Consider the following 23,383-nt stretch of genomic DNA (forward strand, 5'->3'; position numbering starts at 1 on the left):
ATGAGTGAAGAGAGACCCGGACTGCTCGACGGCGCCATCTGGCCGGCGGAAAATACCAGGCTGTTCGGCCATGAGGAGGCAGAGGCCTTCCTGGCGCAATCCTATCGCTCCGGCAAGGGTCACCACGCCATCCTGATCGAGGGGCCGGAAGGTATTGGCAAGGCGACCCTCGCCTTCCGCTTTGCCAATCACGTGCTCTCCTGTCCCGATCCTGCCACCGCGCCGGAGACGATCGGCGATCCGGATCCTGCCTCTCCAGTCAGCCGGCAGATCACCTCCGGCGCCTCGCACAATCTCCTGCATCTTGCCCGGCCGGTGGATGAAAAGACCGGCAAGGTGAAGTCGGCGATCACCGTCGACGAGGTGCGCCGCGCCGGCAAATTCTTCTCGCAAACCTCAGGCACGGGCAATTGGCGGATCGTCATCATCGATCCGGCCGACGACATGAACCGCAATGCGGCCAACGCCATCCTGAAGATCCTGGAAGAACCACCAAAGCGGGCTTTGTTCCTGGTGCTCTCGCATGCGCCGGGGCGACTGCTGCCGACGATCCGTTCGCGGTGCCTGCCGCTGAAGCTGGCGCCGCTTGCCGACGATGCGCTCATGGCGGCCCTTGCCCATCTCGGCATAGCCGGCGAGGGCGGGGCGGTGCTTTCCGCCGCCAAGGGCAGCGTCGGGGAGGCGCTGAAATTATTGAACTACGGGGGCGGCGAGATCATCGCCGCCTATGACGAGATGCTGTCGGCGGAAGGGCCGGCGGCCCGCAAGGCCATGCATCGGCTGGCCGACGCACTTTCAGGCCGGGAAAGCGACACGATCTTCGATTTCTTCGTCAGCCATGTCGGCGACGACATCATGAACCGGGCACGTATTGCGGCTGGCGAGGGGCAGATCATCGCCGCAGAGCGGCTGGCGCGACTCTATTCCGAGATCACCGAGCGGCTCACCATTTCGGATGCCTATAACCTCGACCGCAAACAGACGATCATCAGCATTCTCGCCGACATCAAGCAGCCGGGCCTGTAGGTCAGCTGGCCAGCAGCTTCCAAGCGACGACGGCAAGGGTAACCGCAAGGACGATGCGGATGGTGCGTTCGCGCAGCTTCGGCGCCAAAAGGCTGCCGATGATGATGCCGGGGATAGAGCCGACAAGCAGGGCAAACAGCATCGGCCAGTCGATCTCGCCAATGAACCAGTAACCCATACCGCCGATCAAGGTCAGCGGCACCGCGTGGACGATATCGGAACCGACGATCTCGCGCACATCGAGCCTGGGATAAAGGACGAGTAGGATCGTCACGCCCAGCGCGCCGGCGCCGACCGAGGTCAGGGTGACGAGGACGCCGAGCAGGAACCCGAGTACGACGGTGAGGGTGAGGATGACCGCCGGCCGCGGCGGCGTACGATCGCCGATGGCGCGGCGCGCCAATTCGAGGATCGGGCCCCGGAAGACCAGCATGATCGCGGTCATGACGAGAAGCCAGCCGAGTGCTGTGGTGATCGTATTGGTGACGCCGATGCTTTTGCGGTCGACGCCCGCCAGCAGCCAGAGCATCAGCAGGGCAGCGGGCACGCTGCCGACGGCGAGAGCACCGACGATCTTCCAGTTGATGCGCCCATGCACGCCGTGAACCGCGGTGCCGGCGGTCTTGGTGATTGCCGCGTAGAGAAGATCGGTGCCGACCGCGGTTGCGGGATGAACGCCGAAGAGCAGCACCAGCAGCGGGGTCATCAGTGAACCGCCACCAACACCGGTGATGCCGACGAGCGCGCCGACGAACAGGCCCGAAAGCGAATAGAGAGGCTCGAATGTCAAGCAAGCGCCTCCGACGGCGCGCGGCCACGACTATCCCGGTAGATGAAAACTGGCACCTGCTTCTGTTCCGCCCTCTTTTTCATGAGGGGTAGATTGCGGCACAAGCTGAGTCAAGTTCACCGTGCCCACCTCCCGGAAATCATTGGCGAGGGTAAAACTTGATGTTTCGCTTGACGGTGACATGCGCTAAGAGCGGCTGACCATTTTTATAGAGTTAGCCGGACATTGGCCGCCATGACAGACAAGACACCCTTCTACATCACCACCGCGATTTCCTATCCCAACGGCAAGCCGCATATCGGTCATGCCTATGAGCTAATCGCGACGGATGCGATGGCGCGCTACCAGCGCCTGGATGGCAGGGACGTGTTCTTCCTGACCGGCACCGACGAACACGGCCAGAAGATGCAGCAGACGGCGCGCGGCGAGGGCATCACCGCCCAGGCGCTTGCCGACCGCAATTCCGGTGAATTCCAGGCGATGGCCAAGTTGCTGAATGCGTCGAACGATGACTTCATCCGCACCACGCAGGAGCGTCATCACGAGACTTCGCGCAACATCTGGAACCTGATGGCCGAAAATGGCGACATCTACAAGGACAGCTATGCCGGCTGGTATTCGGTGCGCGACGAAGCCTATTACCAGGAAAACGAGACGGAGCTGCGCGCCGACGGCGTGCGTTACGGGCCGCAGGGCACGCCCGTCGAGTGGGTGGAAGAGGCGAGCTATTTCTTCAAGCTCTCCGAATACCAGGAGAAACTGCTTGCCCATTACGAGGCGAACCCGGATTTCATCGGTCCGGCCGAACGCCGTAACGAGGTGATCTCCTTCGTCAAGTCGGGCCTTAAGGACCTTTCGGTGTCGCGCACGACCTTCGACTGGGGCATCAAGGTGCCGAACGATCCCGCCCATGTCATGTATGTCTGGGTCGACGCGCTGACCAACTACATCACCGCGACCGGCTATATCGAGGACAAGAACGGCCCGCGGGCAAAATACTGGCCGGCCGATGTGCACATCATCGGCAAGGATATCATCCGCTTCCACGCCGTCTACTGGCCGGCCTTCCTGATGTCGGCGAAGCTGCCGCTGCCCAAGCGCGTCTTTGCCCATGGCTTCCTGCTCAACAAGGGCGAGAAGATGTCGAAGTCGCTCGGCAACGTCGTCGATCCCGTCAATCTGGTGAACCATTTCGGCCTCGACCAGGTGCGCTACTTCTTCCTGCGCGAAGTCTCCTTCGGCCAGGACGGCAGCTACAGCGAAGAGGCGATCGGCATCCGCATCAACTCCGACCTTGCCAACGGCATCGGCAATCTCGCCAGCCGCTCGCTGTCGATGATCGTCAAGAACTGCGACGGCAAGATCCCGGAATGCGGGCCGCTCAGCGACGAGGACAAGGCGATGCTGGAGCAGGCCGACGCGCTGCACGGCTCGACGCGCGACGACATGAGCAAGCAGCAGATCCACCGGGCGCTCGCCTCGATTATCGCGGTGGTTTCCGAGACCGACCGTTATTTCGCCGGCCAGGCGCCGTGGGCGCTGAAGAAGACCGATCCGGAGCGGATGGGCACGGTGCTCTATGTCACCGCCGAAGTCGTGCGCCAGATCGCCATTCTGCTGCAGCCCTTCATGCCGGAATCCTCCGGCAAGCTGCTCGATCTGGTCGCGGCGCCTGCAGACAAGCGCGACTTCGCCGCTCTCGGGCAAGCCGGCCGTCTCGTTGCCGGAACGCCGCTCGAAGCGCCGACGCCGGTCTTCCCGCGCTACGTGGCTCCGGAGGCTTGAGGCCGTGCTGATCGATACGCATTGCCATCTGGATTTCGCCGACTTCGAGGCGGAGCGCGACGAGATCGTCGCGCGCGCCCATCAGGCCGGTGTCAGGCAGATGGTGACGATCTCGACGCGGGTGCGCAAGCTCGACGGGCTGCTTGCCATCACCGAGAAATATCCGTCGGTGTTTTGCTCGGTCGGCACGCATCCGAACAATGCCGATGAGGAGCTTGATATCCAGACGGAAGAGTTGGTCCGCTTGGCGAATGCTCATGAGAAGGTCGTCGCCATCGGCGAGGCCGGGCTTGATTATTTCTACGATACGCAGAAGCCTGAAGACCAGCAGACCGGCTTTCGCCGCCATATCGCGGCGGCACGCGAGACCGGGCTGCCGCTCGTCATCCACAGCCGCAGCGCCGATGAGGATATGGCAGCGATCCTGACCGAGGAAGCCGGGAAGGGGACCTTCCCCTTCATCCTGCACTGCTTTTCGGCCGGACCGGAACTGGCCAAGACCGGTGTCGAACTCGGCGGCTATGTCTCTTTTTCCGGCATTCTGACCTTCCCGAAGTCGGAAGAGCTGCGCGAGATCGCCAAGACGATTCCGCATGAGCGGCTGCTGGTGGAAACGGACGCGCCGTATCTGGCGCCGAAGCGATGGCGCGGCAAGCGCAACGAACCGTCCTATGTCGTCAACACCGCCGAGGTGCTGGCCGAGACGATCGGTCTTTCCTACGCAGAGGTGGCGCGGATCACGACAGAGAACGCATTGCGCCTGTTTACGAAGATGCCGAGGGTCTGAGAGCGTGCTCTACCGGCGGCGCTTCACCATTCTCGGCTGTTCGTCGTCACCCGGCGTACCGCGCATTACAGGTGACTGGGGCGCCTGCAATCCCGACAATCCGAAAAATCGGCGCACACGCGCCGCCTTCTTGGTGCAGCAATTTGCGCCGGATGGCGGTATCACCACCGTCGTCATCGACACCGGACCGGATTTTCGCGAACAGATGATCAGGGCAGGGGCCGATCATGTCGATGCCGTGCTCTACAGCCATCCGCATGCCGATCATATTCACGGCATCGACGATCTGCGCGGCTATTTCCACAATACGCGCCGCCGGGTGCCGATCTTTGCCGACCAATATACGATGGACAGGCTGCGCGAAGCCTTCGGCTATTGCCTGGAAACGCCGCCGGGCAGCAATTATCCGCCGATCGTGCTGCCTGTTGTCATCGAAAACCTCGACGAACCCGTCGAAATCCGCGGCCCAGGCGGCAAGATACAGTTCCATCCGCATATCCAGCAGCATGGCGATATCCACTCGCTCGGCTTCCGTATCGGCGATGTGGCTTATTGCAGCGATATCAGCGACTTCCCGCCGCAGACCGTCGACAAGCTTCAAAATCTCGATGTGCTGATCATCGACGCGCTGCAATATAGCTATCATCCGAGCCATCTGTCGCTGGAACAGTCGCTCGACTGGATCGGCCGGCTGAAGCCGAAACGGGCGATCCTCACGCATATGCACACGCCGCTCGATTACGACGTGGTGATGGCCGAGACGCCGGACCATGTGGTGCCGGCCTATGACCAGATGAGCTTCGAAACCGAGGTCAGGATCGGGGCTTGAGCCTCGATCCCACATTACCTAAACGTAGGGCATAACCTCGACGGCGCCGCGATAGATCATGTCGAGCGAGACGTAGAGGATGATCAGCAAGCCGACATAGGCGATCCAGCGATGGTTGTGCAGCAACTGGGCGATCAGGTTGGCGGCGATACCCATCAGCGCGATCGACAAGGCCAGACCGATGATCAGCACGCTCGGATGCTCGCGCGCGGCACCGGCAACGGCGAGCACGTTATCGAGCGACATGGAAACGTCGGCAATGACGATCTGGGTCGCCGCCTGGAAGAAGGTCTTTTTCGGGGCTCCCTCGGCGCCCGCCGCGTCGTGGTTGTTGCCATGGCCGGCGCGTAGCTCGCGCCACATCTTCCAGCAGACCCAGAGGAGCAGAAGTCCGCCGGCCAGCAACAGACCGACGATCGCCAGCAGATAGACCGCAACACTGGCAAAGAGAATACGCAGGATGGTCGCGGCCGCAATGCCGACGATGATCGCTTTTCGGCGCTGCGTGGACTCGAGTCCGGCAGCGGCAAGGCCGATAACCACGGCGTTGTCGCCGGCGAGAACGAGGTCGATAGCAATGACCTGCAGCAAAGCCGTCAGACCGGCTGCCGTAAAGATGTCCATATGAAATATCCCCAATGCGTCAATAGCCGTGCTAGCGTCTCGAAGGTATGACGTCAACCGCAGAGCACCTTGAATTGCGGTGGCGCGGGACAACGATCTTCGATGCCAAACCGTTCCTCTTTCTAATGTCGGTGAGCCGCCAATATGGGGGTGGGCGATGCCGCTGAGGCCGCCACCGCCTCCGGCGCATTGGCTTGGAACATTCCACTCGTCCACCTGTTTTTCTGATCAGGAAACCAGCCGCCGCATCGGCGGCGTGGGTCTATGCATCGAGAGGAGATTTCCCGTGAGCAGCATTTACAACGATACCAAGCCAGCCTTCTCGGGCCCGACAGGGGGCGGTAGCCTCACCGCATTTTTCGACAGTCGATCGGAGGCCGAATCCGCCGTCTCCCGTCTTGAAGATGCGGGCGTGCCGGTCGCGAGAATCAGGTTGATGCCAGGCTATGAGGCGGATGAAAAAACCGCCGGCGCGATGAGCGGCGACCGCAGCGGCTTCTTCGACGCGTTGGCCGACTTCTTTTTCCCCGACGAGGATCGTGCGGTCTACGCGGAGGGGCTGCGGCGTGGCGGCTTCCTCGTCCAGGTCAATGACATCGATGACGCGCTCTATGAGACAGTCCACGATATTCTCGACGACGAGGGCAGCATCGACATGGATGAGCGGGCGGACCTCTGGTCGTCGGAGGGCGCATTTCAAGGCGCCTCGAACACGGGGTTTGCCGGCTCGACTGGAGGCGGCAAAGCTGCGGAAGATCTCGCCGTCTCCGAAAGCGCCTTCGAAGGCCGGGATTCTTCTGCCAATCCCGACGACCTGCATCCGGTTGCCACACGCGACACCGCGCATGGAAGCGCCAAGGTGCGGGCTTACACCTTCACCGGCGCCGGCTCGCCGTCGGGCGACGCCGACCGGCAATCCCAGAGCCAGTCACAAGATGGATCGCGACAGAGCCAGAGTTTCCGGCGCGATCATTGATATGCACGACCAAGGCCCCGGCCGCTATGCCTGGCCTTGGTTCCCTTGCTAGTAGTTGGAGGACAGATCCATGCAATCATCCATCAACCGGGACGGCGTTCTTCCGCTCGACCCCGATGACCTGGTCGCCGAAGGCGAACCACCTTTTGCCGATGCCGCCACAGAGAGCGCGCGCCAAAAGGCCGACCATGATCTGGCCGTGCTGCGGCATGAAGTCAGGCTGCTGCGCGCCCGGATCGGCATGCTGCGTGAGGATGCGGAAGCCGCACTGAAAGCCAAGGCCACTTCGGTCGATGCAAACGCCCATGTTCAACTCGGCGACTATCCCTGGGCGAAGCTTGCCGCGGCTATGTGTGCAGCTTTCGTCGCAACCAGACTGGTTCGACGCCTTGCGCTGGGGGTGATGCTGACCGGATTTGCCGGTCAACTTTCCGAGGCGAGACGGTGGCACTGACAGCCCCGTAAAAACGTCATCAATGAATCGGCGCGGGGTCGGCCGGCATCGGCTTGGCGAGTTCTTTCAGAATCGATTCAAGCGCATCGGCCGTCGTCTGCAGGCCGGATGATTGCGCAATTTTTAGAGCCGCCGTGCAGTGAGCTAACAACTCATCTTGCGGGGTGTGATCATTCGTCGGAAATACGATGCCCGCATAGTGTGACGGGTTTCCGGCTTCGTCCCGGAAGCAGCGGCCGAAGGCAGCCACGGCTACGATTTGTCCGCTTCGATCAAATACTCGATAGTCATGGCGGTAGGGATTTCCCGTGATCACCGAGTCTGAAATCGCCTTGGCCACGGATGGCTTGTCGTCCGGGTGAATTCGGTCGAGGTATTTTATGATCGGCAGCCCGGCGACGGTCTGCGCCGGATCAAGCCCAAAGAGAATTGCCAGCGCCGAATCTGCATAAACCGTGTCGGTCGCCAAATCCCACGTGAAGATACCAGGCTCTTCAGACAGAAATTCGGGCGTTCCGAAAGTCCCGCTGACAAGGTTCATTTCGCACCCCCAGTCTGAGCGGCCGGTTGACCAATCCCCAGCACTTGCAAGAATACGACATGCCTGATCAAAGACAAAGCAGTACTATTTTCCTCCCGATTTTAGTCGCGTTCCACTCGACGCCACTGCAAGAACGTTCCGAGCAGCCTGCTTGTTAAGGCTCCACGCCTGATGGCTCAATCTGCGCCGCATAGTCAACAAGCTTGCCACCGAAGCGCGGCGCGGCGCGTATCGCCCTCGTCACATCGACGTTTTCGGGCTCGTTACACACCGCAAGGCGACGCGTAGGACGCGGCCGGCGTCCGCCACATAAACGCGTCACGCGCAGGCATCTGCCCTGGCGATCGTGCGCAGCGGCCGGATACGATATCGCGGGCGACGATAGACGCTTGGAGCTGCTGTTTCCTCGAAGTAGTGTTTCCAGAAGATCCAGATTCAGTTCGAGGGCCCCATGGATTTTCTGAACGTCGCGGCAATCGTTTTCTTCCTTCTTGTCTGGGTGGCGCTCGAGCCTTTGATGGCAGTGGGTTGGCCGAGGAGAAACGACAGCCTTTCCGTCGATATGGTGCGGATCCGCACCGCCTGGATGCGCGAGGTTCTGACGCGAGACAATAACTTCATCGGCGACGCGGCGATCCTCGGGCACACGATCAATTCGGCATCCTTCTTCGGATCCGCCAACCTCATCGTCATCGTCGGGCTCAGCGGCGCGCTCTTCATGGAGCCGAACTATGGATCGGGTGGCGGTCTGATCGAGATGTTTGCCGCCCAGGATCCCGCCTGGTTTTTCCAGTGCAAGGTGCTCCTGATCATGGCCACGCTGCTTAGGGGACTATCCGATTTCATCTGGGCGGTCCGGCAGATCAACTATTGCCTGGCGGCGATTGGGGCGAGTCCGTCGCGCGATGAAGACAGGGACATTGTCAGCTGGACAAATGCGCTGACCCTGGTTTTGAACCCCGCGCTTCGATCGTTTAGCGTCGGGGTCCGGTCTTATTACTTCACCTTCGCAGCCGCCTTCTGGTTTCTCGGGCCGATCCCCTTCATCGTTGCGGCCATTCTCAGCGTCGGCATGCTGGTCTGGCGTCAATCCTGGTCGGATGCCGCCAAAGGGATCATGGCCATACGCAAGCTGCTCGACTAGGGCCAAGACTTAAGTTCCGCTGGAGCGGAATTTGTCGGCATCGTGTGACAGCCGTGGTCCTCGAACAAAAACAGAAACGGTGCCCGATGGACCGCCTCGAAGCGATGCGCATGTGATGACCGTTGCCAGACTATTCAACACGATAATCAAGGATTATCTGAAGGATCTGTGGATATCTTCAACTGTTTGTTTCGGATTATGAAGGTGTGGGAAGTGGCCGATACCCGGCCGGATATCGATTTTCGCACCGATTTTGGCGGCGAACTCGATGCCCATTTCCTTTTTGATGTAGAGATCCTTTTCGCCCCAGACCACTTTGACCGGCGTCTTCAACCACTCGACATTGGCCTCGAGGACGTTCTGGTCGCGGGTGAAATTCGCGTAATAATGGGCGAAGGCGTCCGCCGAAGTGATCCCATCGAGGCTCCACGAACGGGCCATGTCTTGTTGAAGGTCGATCGGCAGATCGAATTGCTCCGCGGGCGAGAGGCCGCGCCTGTGCACGTTCGCAAGGATCTCCTCACTGGTCTTGTTCATGTAAGCGCGGGTCGGCGAGGCGGTCGGCTCAGCTTTGAGGTTCTGCAGGTTCTCCCACATATATTGCGGCCGGTCGAACGGCGCGAAGTCGCCAACGATGATCTGCCTGGCGATCGTCGGCTCATCGAGAGCAAGCAGCAGAACGGGGAGGGCAGCGATATCGGTCGCGTAGATCACGAGGCTCGACCGGTCGATGGCTGCCCGTTCGATATAGGCCTTCAAGACCTGGGCATACGCCCTTGGCGCATAGGAAAACCGTTCCAAAACCGGCCGCGACGACTGGCCGTAGCCCGGCCAATCGAAGGCGTGGACGTCGTAGTCGCGAGCAAGCCTTGTTGCGATGCCCTTCCAGACGCTCAGCGTTTCCGGAAACCCATGCAGGAAAAGTACGGTGCCTTTTGTCGCCGGAGCCCGGACAATCATTCTCCTCAGCGTCAGGATCTCGTCGATCTCGATGGAGTCAACGGCCGCGTGCGCGGCTTCTCCAGACGCGGAAGCGAAGGCTTCGGCGGCGCCGAACGATGGAGTTGCTGCGACCGATGCGGCAGCATGTGCGATGTTGTTCTCAGACATATGCGGTCCTTTCGTGAACGACGGCCCAAGCTCGAAAATTGGCGACCCCCCAGAATAAGTAGACACGGCGCCAGCGCATGGTAGCCGCCGGAAATGAGAGGCACCCTCTCGATGACGATTGCGGACCAGGCCCGATGTTTCGGCATCGAACCGGGCAGGGAAGCGGGGCAGGGTATCTTTCCCCTTCGAAGTTACCCACGGAAGATAGACTCGGGAAATTTATGTCCGCTCCAGCCGCGAGCGTTTGTCGCTTCCGAGCGTCGCTGCAACATATTGTCTGCGTCCGCCAGGCCGGTCGTCGATTGACGTTGATGATGCAACGCTTCACAAAGTGGCGAAGTTCTATCGACTAGACAACAGCGCGACCACTTCGCGGGGACCACAGCGACATGCGCATCAACAACGACCGTCATTTCTTCGGCGGAGTGTTCACATTGCTGACGGTGGTATTTTCAACGCTTCTACTCGCCAGCGCAAATCCCGCGCCCGCGGCCGAGCCGACCAATTCCTCGGCGCCGATCCGGGTTATTATCGAATTGCCGAATGATGATTCCGGCCGCGCGCTGGTCAATCGGATCGTTCCCGGTAGTCAGGAACCCGTGCTGCCGGCGGCGGTCCCGCAGGGGGCGCCACCGCCGTCGATTGCCACTTCATTACAGGATTTGCGCCAGAGGCTGCTCGCGCTCCTCAATGCAGTGCCGACCCTCCCGGGACAGATTCAGGCGGCGGTCCGGGCCTTCCAGACGGATAACCATATCGACCCTGTCGGCCTGATCCTGGCAGTCATACTCTTCATAGCTGGCGGTTTCGTCGCGCAACGCCTGGCCTGGTGGTCGGGGCGGGGGCTTCTGCATTTTGTGCTGACCGCGCCTGCCGACACCGTCCGACAGCGGATCAAGCTCCATGCGGGCCGGCTTTCGATGGGTGTTCTCGCCTTGATCGGTTACCTGATCGGCAGCCTCGGCGCGTTTATTCTCTTTCCGTGGCCTGCGGTGTTTCGCGATGTTGCCCTCATCCTGTTGTCAGCCGCGCTGATGGTGCGCCTCGGCGTACTTATCGGCCGCATCGTCATCGCGCCGGGCGCCCGCCTGCCGCATATGCGGCTTCTGACGCTTGTCACCTCGCTTGCCTGGTTCTGGTACTACTGGCTCCTCGGAATCGTCGCGGTACTGGCAGTTGGCTGGGCCACCATCGAAGTGATCCGGACGATCGGCGCTTCACCCATCCTAGTCGACCTCTTTACCGCGGCGTGGCTTGGCGTCGTTTCAATCGCGCTGATCGTCATGATTTGGCTAAGGCAGTTTCGTTCCGACGGGCCGCCGGTGAACCGGCTGGTCTGTGTCGGCTTCAGTGCGAGCATCGTACTATCGTGGTTGTTGTGGGTGTCCGGGCTGCGCGGTGCCTTCTGGACGATGCTCGTCATCGCGCTCCTGCCGCTGACCGTTTCGGTGGCTCGCGATATCATCGGTCGCATCATACAATCGGGCGGCGAGCACGCGGTGGACGATCCGGCCATCGTCGGATGGTCTGTTGTCATCATGCAAACGCTGCGGAACGGCCTCATCGTGGTCGCTGCGCTTCTCATTGCCCGCGCTTGGGATGTCAATCTCAGTGACCTTGCCGCCGCCGAAACGGTGACCACGCGTTTGATCCGCGCAGGCATCCGCATCGTTATCGTGCTGCTGGTGACCGACGTCATCTGGAAGCTCGCCAGCACGCTGATCGACAGTCAGATGGCGGTGGCGTCGCGAAACGCAGAGGCCGGGCATCAGGACGGACCGGAAGCCCGCCGTCGTCAACGGTTGAATACGCTGCTTCCCATTCTCCGCAATGTCCTGTTCCTGGCGATCGGAGCTGTCGGCTTCCTGATGATCCTGGATGCCGTCGGCATTCAGATCGGACCGCTGCTGGCAGGCGCCGGCGTCGTCGGCATAGCGGTCGGATTCGGTGCCCAAACACTGGTCAAGGACATCATATCAGGTGTCCTTTATCTGTTCGATGACGCGTTTCGCATCGGCGAATATATTCAGGCGGCAAAATATAAAGGGACGGTCGAAGGTTTCTCGCTGCGATCGATCCGCCTGCGACACCACCGCGGTCCGGTCACCATCGTCCCGTTCGGCGAACTCGGCGCTGTGCAGAACCTCAGCCGCGACTGGGTGATCGACATCATCACGCTCACCCTGAATTATGACAGCGATCTCGAAGAGGTCCGCAAGACCATCAAGCGCATCGGCGTCGAACTGCTGGAAGATGCCGAGCTCGGGCCTAACATCATCGAGCCCTTGAAGATGCAGGGAATCGAGCAGATGGCGGATTATGGCGTGCAGATCCGGCTGAAGTTCATGGCCAAACCCGGCGAACAATTCGGCGTTCGCCGAAAGGCGCTCGCCATGCTGAAGAAGACATTCGCGGAAAAAGGGATCCAGTTTGCAACCCCGACGGTTCATGTTTCCAACGGGACGGCCGATGCAGCAGCGTCCGCCGCCGCAGCGGAGTTGCAAAGGCCAGCCAAAGTCATCCCAACACTGCAGGAATAATTGTGGCGTGCGATCGTCAAAATGCAGTTCGACCGGGCCCAGAGCCGGGCCGTGAGACGAGCGATGGAGATAGGCCATTGTAATCAAAAGATATCTTTATGTTCCATAATCTATCTTATGCGATCTTCTGATGTAGCCGCAAAGTTGAACTGTCCTGTTTCTGCAAAGTTGGAATGTCAATCTCCCCGCGTTTGATGACGTGGGAGACAAGCGGATGGGACTGATTGCGATGAGCGAGCGCGATCTGCAGCGGATCGAGGTTCTGTCGACGGTGATCGCCGGTCGGATGACGCTGGTGTCGGCGGCGCATGTGCTTGATTTGAGCGAGCGCCAGGTGCGGCGGTTGTTGGGTCGCATCCGCACAACCGGCGCGGCGTCGATCCGCCATAAGGCGATTGGTCGGCCGTCGAACCACCGGATCAGCGATGGCGTTCGGGATCAGAAGACCCGTGATCAGCGTCTGAGCGTCGTTCAGGTGCTGCAAGCCTATGATCAGGCCGGTCCAGACGGTCTGGTTTCGAAGAAGCGATCGCGCCCGAGCAACCGGCGTCACAACGATGATTTCCGCAATGCGGCGCTGGAATCTGATCCGCGAAGACTATCTGGATTTCGGTCCGACACTGGCGCGTGAGAAGCTGATCGAACTACATCAGATTTCAGTCGCCAAGGAAAGGCTGCGCCAATGGATGACCGAGGCCGGCATCTGGGTCTCGCGGCGCGAAAGCAAGAAGCGGGTTTTTCAGCCGCGCGGGCAGAAGCCGTCGTTGGCGCCCTCACCTGCCCGGTTCGCCAGTGCCAATCAATCTTATCGCGGCTTGGCACGCGCGCCGCACGGCAGAGAAATTCAAATACAATATTTTTGAATATCTCGACGCAATCTCCAACCGACCGTCGCCGATCGCTGTCGCTGCACCAGCGTGCTGAAAGCAAGAGGCGGCGACATCCGAACCGGATCGGCTTTTCTCCCAGGCCGGCCGGTTTAGCGTTGCCTTAAAGAAACTGTGCAAGGATGCAGGCGTGTCCATCCGCGCCGGCAACCAGATGAAGTTTCTTAGAAGTCCAAAGATAGTACGTGGCCTCGCTACTTCCACAGCCAGCCATGCCAGCGCATTTGCTCCGGCAATATTCGCGGCAATGATTGCAGTCATCATCGTCTGGGTTGCAACGAACTGGCGGCTGGAGCGCTCGCTGGCCGAAGAACGCTCGATTGTTGCCGGCGAGCTTGCCACAATATCATCTCGGCTACAGACCAACCTCAATAGCAATGTGAAGCTGCTGCAAGGGCTGGCAGCCGGTATCGCCGTCGATCCGACAATGGACCAAAACGGATTTTCCAAACTTGCGGCGCAGATACTGCAGCCCGATTCACAATTGCGCAGCTTCGCTGCGGCGCCCGACATGGTGGTCAAGTGGGTCTATCCGGAAAAAGGAAACGAAAAGGCCATCGGGCTCGATTACCGAAAAAATGAGAAGCAACGGGCTGCCGCGATGCTGGCGCGCAACACCCACAACATCGTTCTGACAGGCCCGGTGGAGCTCGTCCAAGGCGGAACTGCTTTCGTCGTCAGGTGCCCGATTTATAACAATGACGGAAACAGCGAGGTCTTTTGGGGTCTGCTCTCCGGAATCATAGATATCCCAAGACTCTATAGCGATAGCGGCCTCGGATCGACCGAGCTTGAGATTGCCATCAGCACCGTGCCGGAGCCAAATTCGGCGAAACAGGTTTTTCTCGGAAATCTGGAAACCTTTTCGAAGCAGCCGGTCGTGACATCCGTTGATATGACTTATGGCCGATGGACCTTCGTCGCCGTGCCCAAGCGGGGATGGGGACAAAATAGCGGGATAGGCATTTTTGAGTTTTATGCGAGCCTGTTGGCGTTGTGTGTCGTTGCGCCGATCATTTGGGTCGGCCTCCTGACCAAATCCCGTCAAAGAACGATTGAAAAGCTTCGCCTTCACAAGAAGAAGCTCGTTCGAGCGCGGCAACGGCTGGAATATCTGTCGTTGCACGATGCGCTGACGGGGCTGGCGAACCGACGGTTTGTCGACCAGATGATCTCGCAACCACAGAGACCCGGTGGAGAACATAGTCTGATCCTCATTCATATCGACCTCGACCGATTTAAAGAGATCAACGACACGAAAGGACATGCCGGCGGCGACATGGTCCTGCAAACTACGGCTTCGCGCCTCGCCGATTTGACCGGTCCAAACGACGTCGCGGCTCGGATCGGTGGAGACGAGTTCATCTTCGCCCGGTGGAGCGCCGATCCCGAGACTGAAGCAACCGAATTGGCCAAACAGATCGTCGACGGCCTCCAGCGGCCCATCCTTATCGATGGGGCAGAGTATGTGGTCGGAGCGAGCGTCGGTGTCGCCTGGGAGACTGAACGTGCCCGCGGGCGGGATCTTGGTCAGTTGCTTCTGAATGCCGATTTGGCTCTCTACGAGGCGAAAAAGACCGGCCGTGGCCGCGCGGCCATCTTCACCGAAGAGCTTCGTAGCGCTGCAATCCATTCAAAAGAATTGGCGGATGAGTTCAATCAGGCGCTCGACCGCGATGAACTTGTCGCCTTCTTCCAACCGCAGTTCAACGCAGATACGTTGGCTATCGCCGGCGTCGAGGCCCTTGCCCGCTGGGATCACCCGCGAAAAGGTCTGCTCGGCCCGAACAATTTTCTTGACGCCGCGGAAAGACTGGGGCGGAGCGGCGACATGGATAGGCTAATCCTGCAGAAGGCCCTGTTCGAGCTTACGAGATGGGATAGTCTGGGAATGCAGATCCCGCGTGTCTCAGTCAATATCTCAGCGCGCCGCCTGGCGCAGCCAAATCTGCTTGCCGAGCTGTCCGAGCTTCCCGTATCGAAGGGTCGACTGTGTTTCGAGTTGCTTGAGACAATTTCCTTCGACGAGCTTCAGCCTGCGCTCAATGATATCATTGCGATTATCAAAGAGCTTGGCATTGAAATCGAGATCGACGATTTCGGCACGGAACATGCCAGCATCATTAGTCTGCTTCGATTTGAGCCGCGGCGACTTAAAATCGACCGCGAAATTATCAAACCGATCATAGCTTCTCCGTCTCAACGCCGCCTGGTTTCCTCCATTATCGAAATCGGCCGGTCACAGAACATCGACATCGTTGCCGAGGGCGTGGAGACAATGGAGCACGCGAAGATCCTGAAAGACCTTGGTTGCCATTTGTTGCAGGGCTATGCTCTAGCGCGACCAATGACATCGGAACAGTTGATCGAATTTTGCAGCATGAAGGACAAAGGACGGACGGTGGCAGGCTGAAGAAACCCCGCCAGCCTAGTCTAAAGCGCGCTAACGACGAGATGGAGCGTGCATTGCCCGCAGCCGGCGAATTGTTTCGCAGCCATCGGTCGTTTTCGAAACCGCGGTCTTCCTGCCGGCTGCTTCGGCGGCCGCATCCACCAGCTGAAACGCATATTCGACGGCCGCTTCCATGTCGTCCTGGCAGAGTTTTTCGCCGCGGCAGCGGGTCTCAAGCAATCGTCTGACCCGGCGTTTGACGATTGGAATGGCGGCGGAAGCGGAGTGAGCGAGGAGCTGTCGCAAGCAGCAGGTCGCCACCACTTCGCAAACCAACAGCTTTCCCTCGATTTCGCCGAACGTCGGTACGGCGAACCGCGCTCCTCCAGTCTGGCAGTCACGATCTGTAACCAACATCTTCGTTCTCCCGTCACTTCACCCCTTTTGGCCGCCCTCTTCAGCCGACGATGTCCCTTGCAATGCCTCCTCCCAACACATCAACGCGTCCGCATGTCCACTATACGCCTCCAGAGACTGGATGGTTGCGCGTATGGCGATTCAATCCCCTTTTATCCCGACCCTGCGCGCTCCTCCCGTGGCGAAACCGTCCCAGCATTCCCTCGGCATATAATAGGATCGGATCTGTGATCGTCTTGCTCTAACCTGCCAGCCGATCCTACCCTGCTCGAACACGGCCGCTTTGCGTTAAATCAATGAATGATCGAGTTCTTGCAGGCTGCTGAAATCGGTGCATGTCACCCTTGTCGATCCGCCGGCATCGTCCTCGGCGGCCGCCAGATCGTCATGGGCGCCTATATCATCCTCGGCTGCAGCAGCGTCTTTTCGGCGGCGTTGTGCGATCGATGGTCGAAGGCAAACTCAAATTCCGCTGTTTCTCGCCCCTGAACAAATCGCCCGGGATCGTCCGGGCACCCTTCCCTGGCGACAGTCTCAGTCAACCGAGAGCGCCGTTCGACCGCTCACCTCCCGGGCGACTATGCCGTAAAATATATGTTCGGAGACCGAGCCCGTCGGTTGTTCCTGCAGCTTCAACGCGCCGATTTCCCACCAATCGAAGTGTTTTTGCAGCAACGACCAGGCCTGCAGCCTCTCACTGCGCCAACGGTCTGTATCCGGGAACTCCTCGAACCTCCCATCGACGACGACACTCGTCCAACCCTTGCCTGTGCCGCGCCGGTCGATTTGCAGACAGACATTTTCGTTCGCGCGCATCCAGTCGACCTTTCTGCCCGGCATTGAAAAACTATAGATCGTGGTCTTTGCGTAGGCGAAATAGATCGGGACCACGTAGGGTCGGCCATCTTTGCAACAGGCCAGATGGCCAAATCGGGACTGCTCGAGAACGGCGGAGCATTCCGCCGGGGTCAGGTCTTTCAGGATGTAGCTCATCGGTGGCTCCCTCCTCCATGACGACATAGCAGGCTCGCGCTTTTACGCTCAATCCGCTTTGATCTTAATCAATGCGCAATTTCATTGCCCGAGGCGCCTCTCCGGACACCAACTGCTTTCCGCTCCTGCACCGGGCGTCAGGTAACTTAGGCAGTAGCGCTTTCGGAAGTGGCAGCATGCAAGCCGTTCTGTTTAGGGCTTGCAGGCCCCACGCGGCAGGTTCATGCTGCCCCTGTTTAAAGCCCGCTGGTTGCGGTCGAAATCGCCGTGACACATCGGGCCTTCGTGGGACGCGTGCGATGGAGTGCGCCGGCTGCAGTTTCGATATTCAGAGTGGTTTTGCCTTCTGCCCGCGGTGCGGCGCAAGGCAGCCCCTCTCCTGCGCTGCTTGCGGCTGCGCCTGTCAGCCGGATTTTGCCTTCTGTCCGAGATGCGGCGCGTCGATCTCAGGCAAAGCCCCGCCTGCGCCGAAGCCAAGCATCGAGGTAGTGCCGCAGAAATCGGACAGCGATGCCGATCGGCGGCCGGTGACGGTGCTGTTTGCCGATCTCTGTGGCTTCACGACGCTGAGCGAGCAGATCGACCCCGAAATCATGCGTGTGCTGCAGAACGAATTGTTCGAGGAGATGACGCAGGCGGTAGAGGCCTATGGCGGCTTCGTCGACAAGTTCGTCGGCGATGCGCTGCTGGCGCTGTTCGGCGCGCCGGTTGCCCATGAAGACGATCCGGTCCGGGCGCTCGGGGCCGCGCTCGATATGATCCGTCGGGCCACCGAGGTCGGCGAGCGCTGGAACGCCCGCGCCGGCGTGCCGTTGCGTCTGCATATCGGCATCAATAGCGGACCCGTCGTCACCGGCGGCTTCGGTGCCGTCAACACAAAATCCTATTCGGTGACCGGCGACACGGTGAACACCGCCCAACGGCTGCAATCGATGGCGGGCGAAAACGATATCCTCGTCGGGCCGCTGACCTATCGCCTCACCCGCCATGCCTTTGCCTTCGACAGTCTCGGCGCACAGACCTTGCGCGGCAAAAGCGGAAACGTTCTCGTCCATCGGCTAACAGGGCTGCTGGAAGCGCCGCATACGGCGCGCGGGCTGGAAAGTTTCGGCCTTCAGGCGCCGATGATCGGACGGGACGGCGAGATGTCGCGGCTGCTGACCTGCCTCGATCTCGCCTGCGGCGGTGCAGCGCAGCTCGTCCGCCTGATCGGCGAAGCCGGTATCGGCAAATCGCGATTGGTCAACGAATTCGTCGGAACCGCCGGCGATGCGGCCCGTTTCCCCGGCCTTGCCATCCGCAAAGCGACTTGCTCGCCACTCGGCGAACAATCCTACGGCACGCTCGCCGCGGTCGTGCGCAGCGCTTACGGCATCGGCGAGCGGGATGATCTCGACAGGACGCGGCAAATGCTGACAACAGGATTCCGCGCACTCGATCTCACCCAGGAGGATGTCGAGGGGCTTCTGCCGCTGTTTCTGCATGTGCTCGGCCTCGGCGATCCCGATGGGGCGTTGCGGCACATCGAGCCGGAACAGTTGCGGCGACAGATCTTCTATGCGGTGCGCACCGTCTTCGAGCGGCGGCTGGCGCAAGGTCCGCTGCTGCTGGTCATCGAGGATCTGCACTGGGCGGACGCCGCCTCGCTTGAGGTGCTCCGCTTCATGATGGATCGGCTGGAGCGCAGCCGGCTGATGCTGCTGGCGATCTACCGGCCGACATCGCAGACCGATCCGCTGAACTCCGATCGCGTCAACGTTACCGTGCAACGTCTTGACCCGCTGTTTGCGGCCGATGGCCAGAAGCTGCTCGCTGCCTTTTTCGGCGAGGGTCACGGCAAGCTGCCAGTCACGATGCGCAAACGCATCCTCGACCGGGCCGGCGGCAATCCGCTCTTCATCGAAGAAATCCTCCGGGTCCTGATCGACAGGGGCACGTTGCACAATGATGGTCAGCGCTGGCACCTCGCCGCCGAAGACACGGACGTCGACATACCCGTCAACTTGCAAGCCCTGTTGCTTGCCCGTGTCGATCGTCTGCCGCAGGAGATGAGACGCTTGGCGCAGGAGGCAGCCGTCGTCGGGCCGAAATTCGATACCGCCCTGCTCCGCACAGTCACTTTCGACCCAGCCGCCGTCGATGCGGCGCTGGATTACCTCTGCGATGCCGACATCATCGAGGAATTGCGCGGGCCGGATGCCGGGAGCGCCCCAGGCTATCGCTTCAGCCAGACCCTGATGCACGACGTCATCTATCACAATCTGCTGCTGCAACGGCGCATGGAACTGCATCTTCGGATCGGCCGGGTTCTGGAACGCCAATATGGCCTGGCACCCGAGCGGCCCGAGCATCTGGCGCAACTCGGCCATCACTTCAGCCTGACCACCGAAAAGGCCAAAGGCGCCGGCTATCTGATGGCTGCGGGCGATCTGGCACGCAAGACCTACGCCAATGACGATGCCATGCGCCTTTACCGGCAGGCCCTTGCGGCCTTCGCCAATGAGCCGGAGGCGACGGCGGAGCAATTGGCGCTGTTGGAGCGTCTTGGCGACCTCTGCGCTCCTGCCGGCCGCCGCGACGATGCCCTGAACCACTATCAGCAGGCGCTTGCGATCCATCGCGCCAAAGACGACCGGATTGCCGCAGCGAGGATATTGCGAAAGACTGGCCGTCTGCATCTCGATGCAGGACGCCGCGACCAGGCGGAGACCCATTGCGCTGCGGCCGAGGCGATGATCGCGACAATCGATGCGCCGGTCGAACATGCGCATCTCCTGCAGGAGCGCGGCCATCTGGCCTTCCGCATGGGCGATCAGGCTGCGGCCGCCGAGTGGGCGACGCAGGCGCTGCAATGCCTGCAAACACTACCGATCGACGGAACGACCGAGGCCGGGCGGGAGGCGGCGCGCGCAATGGCGGAGGCGCTGAATACCAAGGGTGCAGCGCTTGCCCGGCTCGGGCGCCGCCGCGATGCCGTGCAGGAAGTCGAGCGCAGCCTTTCGGTCGCTGAAAAGGCCGATCTGCAAAGTGCCGCCTGCCGCGCCTATTCCAATCTCGGTGTGCTCTACACGATCGTCGATCCGGCCAGTGCCATCAAGATCTGCCGGCGCGGCCTGGAGGTGGCAACCCGCATCGGTGACCTCGGCTTCCAGGCGCGCCTTCTCGCCAACCTTGCGGTTTCCTGCTGCACCTTTACCGATCGCTGCGCTGCCGAAGGTGTGCCGGCAGCGGAAAAGGCGGTCGAAATCGACCGGGCGCTCGACCAGCGCGACCATCTCTCGGTACCGCTGATCGTCCTCGGGCAGATTCATCAATGCCACGGACAGCCGAACCTAGCCCGTAAGTATTACGAGGAAGCCCTTGAGGTTGCAAAGGAAATTGACGAACCGCAACTGCTCTTTCCGTGTTATGATGGATTAGCGACGCTGAGCCTCGAGCATGACAACATGGACGAGGCGGAACGGTATTTCACGCTGGCGCAGGATGTGTGCATCCGCCACAACCTTGATCCAGGCACGCTCGTCGTCTTGCCGTTTCTCGACTGACCCTCTCAGGGCAACCGCTGGAGATGGGTTAGTTCAATCACGTCAAATGGATAAGAGGAGGAACTAAACATGCAGGAGAACCACTCGGAAAGACCGTTGCAGCCTGGAGATCGGGCGCCGAACGTGGTGCTGGATGCGATCACCCGGCAGGGCAAGATCGCCATCGACGATTTTCGCGGCCAGAAGCCGGTGCTCGTCGGCTTGTTCCGCGGGCTGCATTGCCCCTTCTGCCGACGGCAGATCGCCGCCATGGCCGAACTGACCGATGCATTGCAGGAGAAAGGCATCGACAGCCTGACCGTCGTCAATACGCCGATCGACCGCGCCCGCCTCTATTTCCGCTACCATCCGCTTCCCAATCTGCTGGCCGCCTCCGATCCGGAACGTGTCTCGCACAAGGCCTTCGGCCTGCCGAATCTTCAGTTCACGGAAGACGAGAACGACTGGCCGCACAAAGTCAGCATGAGCACGGTGTCATCGATGCAGATCGACATGCCGGGTGAGCTTCCGGCGCCCATGGGCGTGATGGCGGCGGTGGAATATCTCGACAAGGCCGATGGTTATGAATTCACCGAGGATGACACGCAGATGATCGCGACCGGTCATGGTCAGCTTGTCGGCGAATTCCTCCTCGATCGCGATGGTGTCGTGCGCTGGTGTTTCACCGAAGTCGAGGACGGTGGCCGTCATATGTTCGGCGGTCCCGCGCCCCGGGAGGTGATGTCGGCAGCGTCGAATATGGCCGTTTGAAGCGCGCGATCATTCGTTCGGGATCATTCCTCGGCACCTATCTCGGGCGCGCGACCAGCCAGTCGTGAAACGCCGCAATCTCGTATCGACGCAACGCCTTTGGCGCAGCAACGATGTAATACGCCCACTTCACCGGCCAGCGGACATTAGGCAATAGGTGAACGAGCCTTCCGCTGTCGAGTTCCTGTGCCACGAGCGCCTTGCGTACGAGGGCGACGCCCCTCGCCGCAACGGCAGCCTGGATCACCGCCGCCGTGGAGTTGATCCTCAGCCCGCATTCCGATGGAACCTGGTTTGCACCGGATCTCGCCAGCCATTCGGCCCATGTCGGAAAGTCGCCGCCCGGGTGCGGCGTGCCGTCATGGATCAGCGTCTGATCGACGATCCACCCGGCGGTCACGTCCCGATCCACGGGCAGCAGCCGATTGTGGCAAACCGCGATAATCTCCTCGCTCATCAGGAATGTCGATTTCACACCCTTCCAGGAACCAAGGCCGCAGCGTATGCCGACATCGGCCTCACCTTGGGCCAGATCGATGACCCTGTCCGACACATCAAGCCGGACATCGATCGTCGGGTAGTTCGTCGAGAAGTCGTCCAATCTTGCAAGCAGCCAGTTGGCAACCAGCGCCTGGGACGCCGTGACCACCACGACCGACCGGGCTTTCCTGCCTCGAAGCTTCCGCAGCCCGGTTTCGAGAAGGTCGAGCCCTTCCGCGATATCATCCAGCGCGTCCTGCGCCTCGTCGACCGGCGTCAGCCTTTCGGCGCCGGAACGGCTCCTCCTAAACAGCGGATAGCCGACCCAATCCTCCAGTGAACGCACGAGCTGCCCGACGGCAGGGGGCGTGACATCCAGCTCGGCTGCCGCTCCGACAAAGCTGCCATGTCTCGCGGAAGCCTCCAGCGCCTGCAGGGACTTCAATCTAGTCAGGTCTCGCATTTCGCTCACGACAAAGATTTTCTTTCTTTGCGGTATGCCCGGTTTTCCTCGCCAATGCAATCGCGTGAGCTACCCTGGAGGAAAGACAAAGAGGTTCCAGGATAATGTTTCAGGGAAAGACGGCATTGATCACAGGCGGCTCGAGCGGGATCGGTCTCGCGGCTGCAAGACAGTTGCGCAATGGCGATGCGCGGGTGGCCATTGCCGGCCGATCGCAGGAGAAGCTCGACAACGCTGTGGATGATTTGGGCGGCGGTGTCGTTGCGATCCGTGCCGATATATCCTCGCTTGATGACCTGAAGCGCATGCGAACAGAGCTTGAGGACACGTTCGGGTCGCTGGACATCGTTTTCGCAAATGCCGGCGTGGCGCTTGGTACGCCGCTCGCAACCACGGATGAAGAGACCTACGATAAGATCATGGATGCGAATGTGAAGGGCGTCTTCTTCACGGTCCAGGCCGTGCTGCCCTTGATGCGCGAGGGTGGCTCGATCATTCTGAACACCTCCTGGCTGAACCAGGTCGGCACGCCGGGACGGGCGATCCTTTCGGCTTCCAAGGCGGCCGTTCGCTCCTTCGCGCGGACGATGTCGGCCGAACTGATCGACCGCAGGATACGGGTGAACGCCGTCAGCCCGGGCTCGATCGAGACACCTATTCACCGCGGAAAGCACCAGACCGAGGAAGAGTTTCGCGCCTATGCAGAGCGGGTCGGCGCACAGGTGCCGATCGGGCGCATGGGCAGGCCGGAGGAGATCGCAGCCGCGGTTTGCTTCCTTGCCAGCGACGCGTCGAGCTATATGCTCGGTGCGGAGATCGTCGTCGACGGCGGCAGATCGGAGCTTTGACC

The 23,383-nt window shown here is 60.6% G+C and carries 19 protein-coding genes and 1 pseudogene; 13 read left to right on the forward strand and 7 right to left on the reverse strand.

All coding sequences use genetic code 11. The annotated features are described in order from the left end of the window. Complete coding sequence (locus tag FFM81_RS10570; protein WP_025416200.1) at positions 1-1,026, forward strand: DNA polymerase III subunit delta'; 1,026 nt, start codon at positions 1-3, stop codon at positions 1,024-1,026. 1 nt (position 1,027) lies between these two features. On the opposite strand, the gene FFM81_RS10575 is transcribed toward FFM81_RS10570, so the two are convergent. Further along, complete coding sequence (locus FFM81_RS10575) at positions 1,028-1,816, reverse strand: sulfite exporter TauE/SafE family protein (RefSeq protein WP_003573081.1); 789 nt, start codon at positions 1,814-1,816, stop codon at positions 1,028-1,030. A gap of 234 nt (positions 1,817-2,050) precedes the next feature. Here FFM81_RS10575 and metG point away from each other — a divergent pair, with 234 nt between their 5' ends. Genes metG through FFM81_RS10590 form a run of 3 tightly spaced genes read left to right on the forward strand, consistent with a single transcriptional unit; the run spans position 2,051 to position 5,217 of the window. Continuing rightward, the gene (gene metG, locus FFM81_RS10580; protein WP_097533468.1) at positions 2,051-3,601 is read left to right on the forward strand and encodes a methionine--tRNA ligase; all 1,551 of its coding nucleotides are present in this window, start codon (positions 2,051-2,053) and stop codon (positions 3,599-3,601) included. 4 nt (positions 3,602-3,605) lie between these two features. Further along, a complete protein-coding gene (locus FFM81_RS10585) occupies positions 3,606-4,388 on the forward strand; it encodes a TatD family hydrolase (RefSeq protein ID WP_003573084.1) in 783 nt (260 codons plus the stop codon). 4 nt (positions 4,389-4,392) lie between these two features. After that, positions 4,393-5,217 (forward strand): MBL fold metallo-hydrolase, encoded by an 825-nt coding sequence (locus FFM81_RS10590; RefSeq protein ID WP_025416198.1) that lies wholly within the window; start codon positions 4,393-4,395, stop codon positions 5,215-5,217. An 18-nt stretch (positions 5,218-5,235) separates the two neighbouring features. On the opposite strand, the gene FFM81_RS10595 is transcribed toward FFM81_RS10590, so the two are convergent. Then, entirely contained in the window at positions 5,236-5,841 is a 606-nt protein-coding gene (locus tag FFM81_RS10595) for a TerC family protein (protein WP_097533470.1), read from the reverse strand. Positions 5,842-6,127: 286 nt separating this feature from the next. On the opposite strand from FFM81_RS10595, the gene FFM81_RS10600 reads away from it, so the two are divergent. Further along, entirely contained in the window at positions 6,128-6,817 is a 690-nt protein-coding gene (locus tag FFM81_RS10600) for a hypothetical protein (RefSeq protein ID WP_025416197.1), read from the forward strand. 70 nt (positions 6,818-6,887) lie between these two features. Then, on the forward strand, positions 6,888-7,271 hold the full coding sequence (locus FFM81_RS10605; RefSeq protein ID WP_003573092.1) for a hypothetical protein: 384 nt from the start codon (positions 6,888-6,890) through the stop codon (positions 7,269-7,271). A gap of 19 nt (positions 7,272-7,290) precedes the next feature. Here the strand turns inward: FFM81_RS10605 and FFM81_RS10610 are convergent, their stop codons facing one another. Further along, complete coding sequence (locus FFM81_RS10610; protein WP_003573093.1) at positions 7,291-7,812, reverse strand: PAS domain-containing protein; 522 nt, start codon at positions 7,810-7,812, stop codon at positions 7,291-7,293. Positions 7,813-8,263: 451 nt separating this feature from the next. On the opposite strand from FFM81_RS10610, the gene FFM81_RS10615 reads away from it, so the two are divergent. After that, a complete protein-coding gene (locus FFM81_RS10615) occupies positions 8,264-8,956 on the forward strand; it encodes a DUF599 domain-containing protein (protein WP_003573095.1) in 693 nt (230 codons plus the stop codon). A 153-nt stretch (positions 8,957-9,109) separates the two neighbouring features. On the opposite strand, the gene FFM81_RS10620 is transcribed toward FFM81_RS10615, so the two are convergent. Continuing rightward, positions 9,110-10,066, reverse strand: a complete 957-nt coding sequence (locus FFM81_RS10620) for an alpha/beta fold hydrolase (RefSeq protein WP_003573097.1) — start codon at positions 10,064-10,066, stop codon at positions 9,110-9,112. Positions 10,067-10,455: 389 nt separating this feature from the next. On the opposite strand from FFM81_RS10620, the gene FFM81_RS10625 reads away from it, so the two are divergent. The 3 genes and pseudogenes from FFM81_RS10625 to FFM81_RS10635 all read left to right on the forward strand — a co-directional run bounded on the left by FFM81_RS10625 (position 10,456) and on the right by FFM81_RS10635 (position 15,906). Beyond that, a complete protein-coding gene (locus tag FFM81_RS10625) occupies positions 10,456-12,606 on the forward strand; it encodes a mechanosensitive ion channel family protein (protein ID WP_138384286.1) in 2,151 nt (716 codons plus the stop codon). A gap of 214 nt (positions 12,607-12,820) precedes the next feature. Next, positions 12,821-13,295, forward strand: a pseudogene (locus FFM81_RS33330) (helix-turn-helix domain-containing protein); the annotation flags it as partial. A gap of 352 nt (positions 13,296-13,647) precedes the next feature. Next, positions 13,648-15,906, forward strand: coding sequence for a bifunctional diguanylate cyclase/phosphodiesterase (locus tag FFM81_RS10635; protein ID WP_138384391.1), 2,259 nt, complete (start codon positions 13,648-13,650; stop codon positions 15,904-15,906). Between the two features lie 30 nt (positions 15,907-15,936). Here FFM81_RS10635 and FFM81_RS10640 read toward each other — a convergent pair whose 3' ends face one another. Beyond that, the gene (locus FFM81_RS10640; protein WP_003573105.1) at positions 15,937-16,302 is read right to left on the reverse strand and encodes a hypothetical protein; all 366 of its coding nucleotides are present in this window, start codon (positions 16,300-16,302) and stop codon (positions 15,937-15,939) included. A 534-nt stretch (positions 16,303-16,836) separates the two neighbouring features. Next, positions 16,837-17,295 carry a pyridoxamine 5'-phosphate oxidase family protein gene (locus FFM81_RS10645; protein WP_003573107.1) on the reverse strand — a complete coding sequence of 153 codons (459 nt, stop codon included), beginning with the start codon at positions 17,293-17,295 and terminating at the stop codon, positions 16,837-16,839. 299 nt (positions 17,296-17,594) lie between these two features. Here FFM81_RS10645 and FFM81_RS10650 point away from each other — a divergent pair, with 299 nt between their 5' ends. Both FFM81_RS10650 and FFM81_RS10655 read left to right on the forward strand, forming a co-directional pair. Continuing rightward, positions 17,595-20,840, forward strand: coding sequence for an adenylate/guanylate cyclase domain-containing protein (locus FFM81_RS10650; protein ID WP_097533484.1), 3,246 nt, complete (start codon positions 17,595-17,597; stop codon positions 20,838-20,840). Between the two features lie 69 nt (positions 20,841-20,909). Then, a complete protein-coding gene (locus FFM81_RS10655) occupies positions 20,910-21,590 on the forward strand; it encodes a peroxiredoxin-like family protein (protein WP_003573110.1) in 681 nt (226 codons plus the stop codon). Between the two features lie 37 nt (positions 21,591-21,627). Here the strand turns inward: FFM81_RS10655 and FFM81_RS10660 are convergent, their stop codons facing one another. Beyond that, positions 21,628-22,533 (reverse strand): LysR substrate-binding domain-containing protein, encoded by a 906-nt coding sequence (locus FFM81_RS10660; RefSeq protein ID WP_138384392.1) that lies wholly within the window; start codon positions 22,531-22,533, stop codon positions 21,628-21,630. Between the two features lie 104 nt (positions 22,534-22,637). Here FFM81_RS10660 and FFM81_RS10665 point away from each other — a divergent pair, with 104 nt between their 5' ends. Continuing rightward, positions 22,638-23,381: an SDR family oxidoreductase gene (locus FFM81_RS10665; RefSeq protein ID WP_138384287.1), complete on the forward strand. Its 744-nt coding sequence runs from the start codon at positions 22,638-22,640 to the stop codon at positions 23,379-23,381. The last annotated feature ends 2 nt before the right edge of the window (positions 23,382-23,383 follow it).

Origin of the sequence: Rhizobium hidalgonense, from assembly GCF_005862185.2 — a bacterium.
Classification (GTDB): Bacteria; Pseudomonadota; Alphaproteobacteria; order Rhizobiales; family Rhizobiaceae; genus Rhizobium; species Rhizobium hidalgonense.

What these genes read in the sequence shown, in the direction of transcription:
- FFM81_RS10570 (WP_025416200.1), top strand. Translation starts at nt 1, where the DNA reads ATGAGTGAAGAGAGACCCGGACTGCTCGACGGCGCCATCTGGCCGGCG.
- metG (WP_097533468.1), top strand. Translation starts at nt 2,051, where the DNA reads ATGACAGACAAGACACCCTTCTACATCACCACCGCGATTTCCTATCCC.
- FFM81_RS10595 (WP_097533470.1), bottom strand. Translation starts at nt 5,841, where the DNA reads ATGGACATCTTTACGGCAGCCGGTCTGACGGCTTTGCTGCAGGTCATT.
- FFM81_RS10605 (WP_003573092.1), top strand. Translation starts at nt 6,888, where the DNA reads ATGCAATCATCCATCAACCGGGACGGCGTTCTTCCGCTCGACCCCGAT.
- FFM81_RS10610 (WP_003573093.1), bottom strand. Translation starts at nt 7,812, where the DNA reads ATGAACCTTGTCAGCGGGACTTTCGGAACGCCCGAATTTCTGTCTGAA.
- FFM81_RS10615 (WP_003573095.1), top strand. Translation starts at nt 8,264, where the DNA reads ATGGATTTTCTGAACGTCGCGGCAATCGTTTTCTTCCTTCTTGTCTGG.
- FFM81_RS10620 (WP_003573097.1), bottom strand. Translation starts at nt 10,066, where the DNA reads ATGTCTGAGAACAACATCGCACATGCTGCCGCATCGGTCGCAGCAACT.
- FFM81_RS10625 (WP_138384286.1), top strand. Translation starts at nt 10,456, where the DNA reads ATGCGCATCAACAACGACCGTCATTTCTTCGGCGGAGTGTTCACATTG.
- FFM81_RS10635 (WP_138384391.1), top strand. Translation starts at nt 13,648, where the DNA reads ATGAAGTTTCTTAGAAGTCCAAAGATAGTACGTGGCCTCGCTACTTCC.
- FFM81_RS10640 (WP_003573105.1), bottom strand. Translation starts at nt 16,302, where the DNA reads ATGTTGGTTACAGATCGTGACTGCCAGACTGGAGGAGCGCGGTTCGCC.
- FFM81_RS10645 (WP_003573107.1), bottom strand. Translation starts at nt 17,295, where the DNA reads ATGAGCTACATCCTGAAAGACCTGACCCCGGCGGAATGCTCCGCCGTT.
- FFM81_RS10650 (WP_097533484.1), top strand. Translation starts at nt 17,595, where the DNA reads ATGGAGTGCGCCGGCTGCAGTTTCGATATTCAGAGTGGTTTTGCCTTC.
- FFM81_RS10655 (WP_003573110.1), top strand. Translation starts at nt 20,910, where the DNA reads ATGCAGGAGAACCACTCGGAAAGACCGTTGCAGCCTGGAGATCGGGCG.
- FFM81_RS10660 (WP_138384392.1), bottom strand. Translation starts at nt 22,533, where the DNA reads ATGCGAGACCTGACTAGATTGAAGTCCCTGCAGGCGCTGGAGGCTTCC.
- FFM81_RS10665 (WP_138384287.1), top strand. Translation starts at nt 22,638, where the DNA reads ATGTTTCAGGGAAAGACGGCATTGATCACAGGCGGCTCGAGCGGGATC.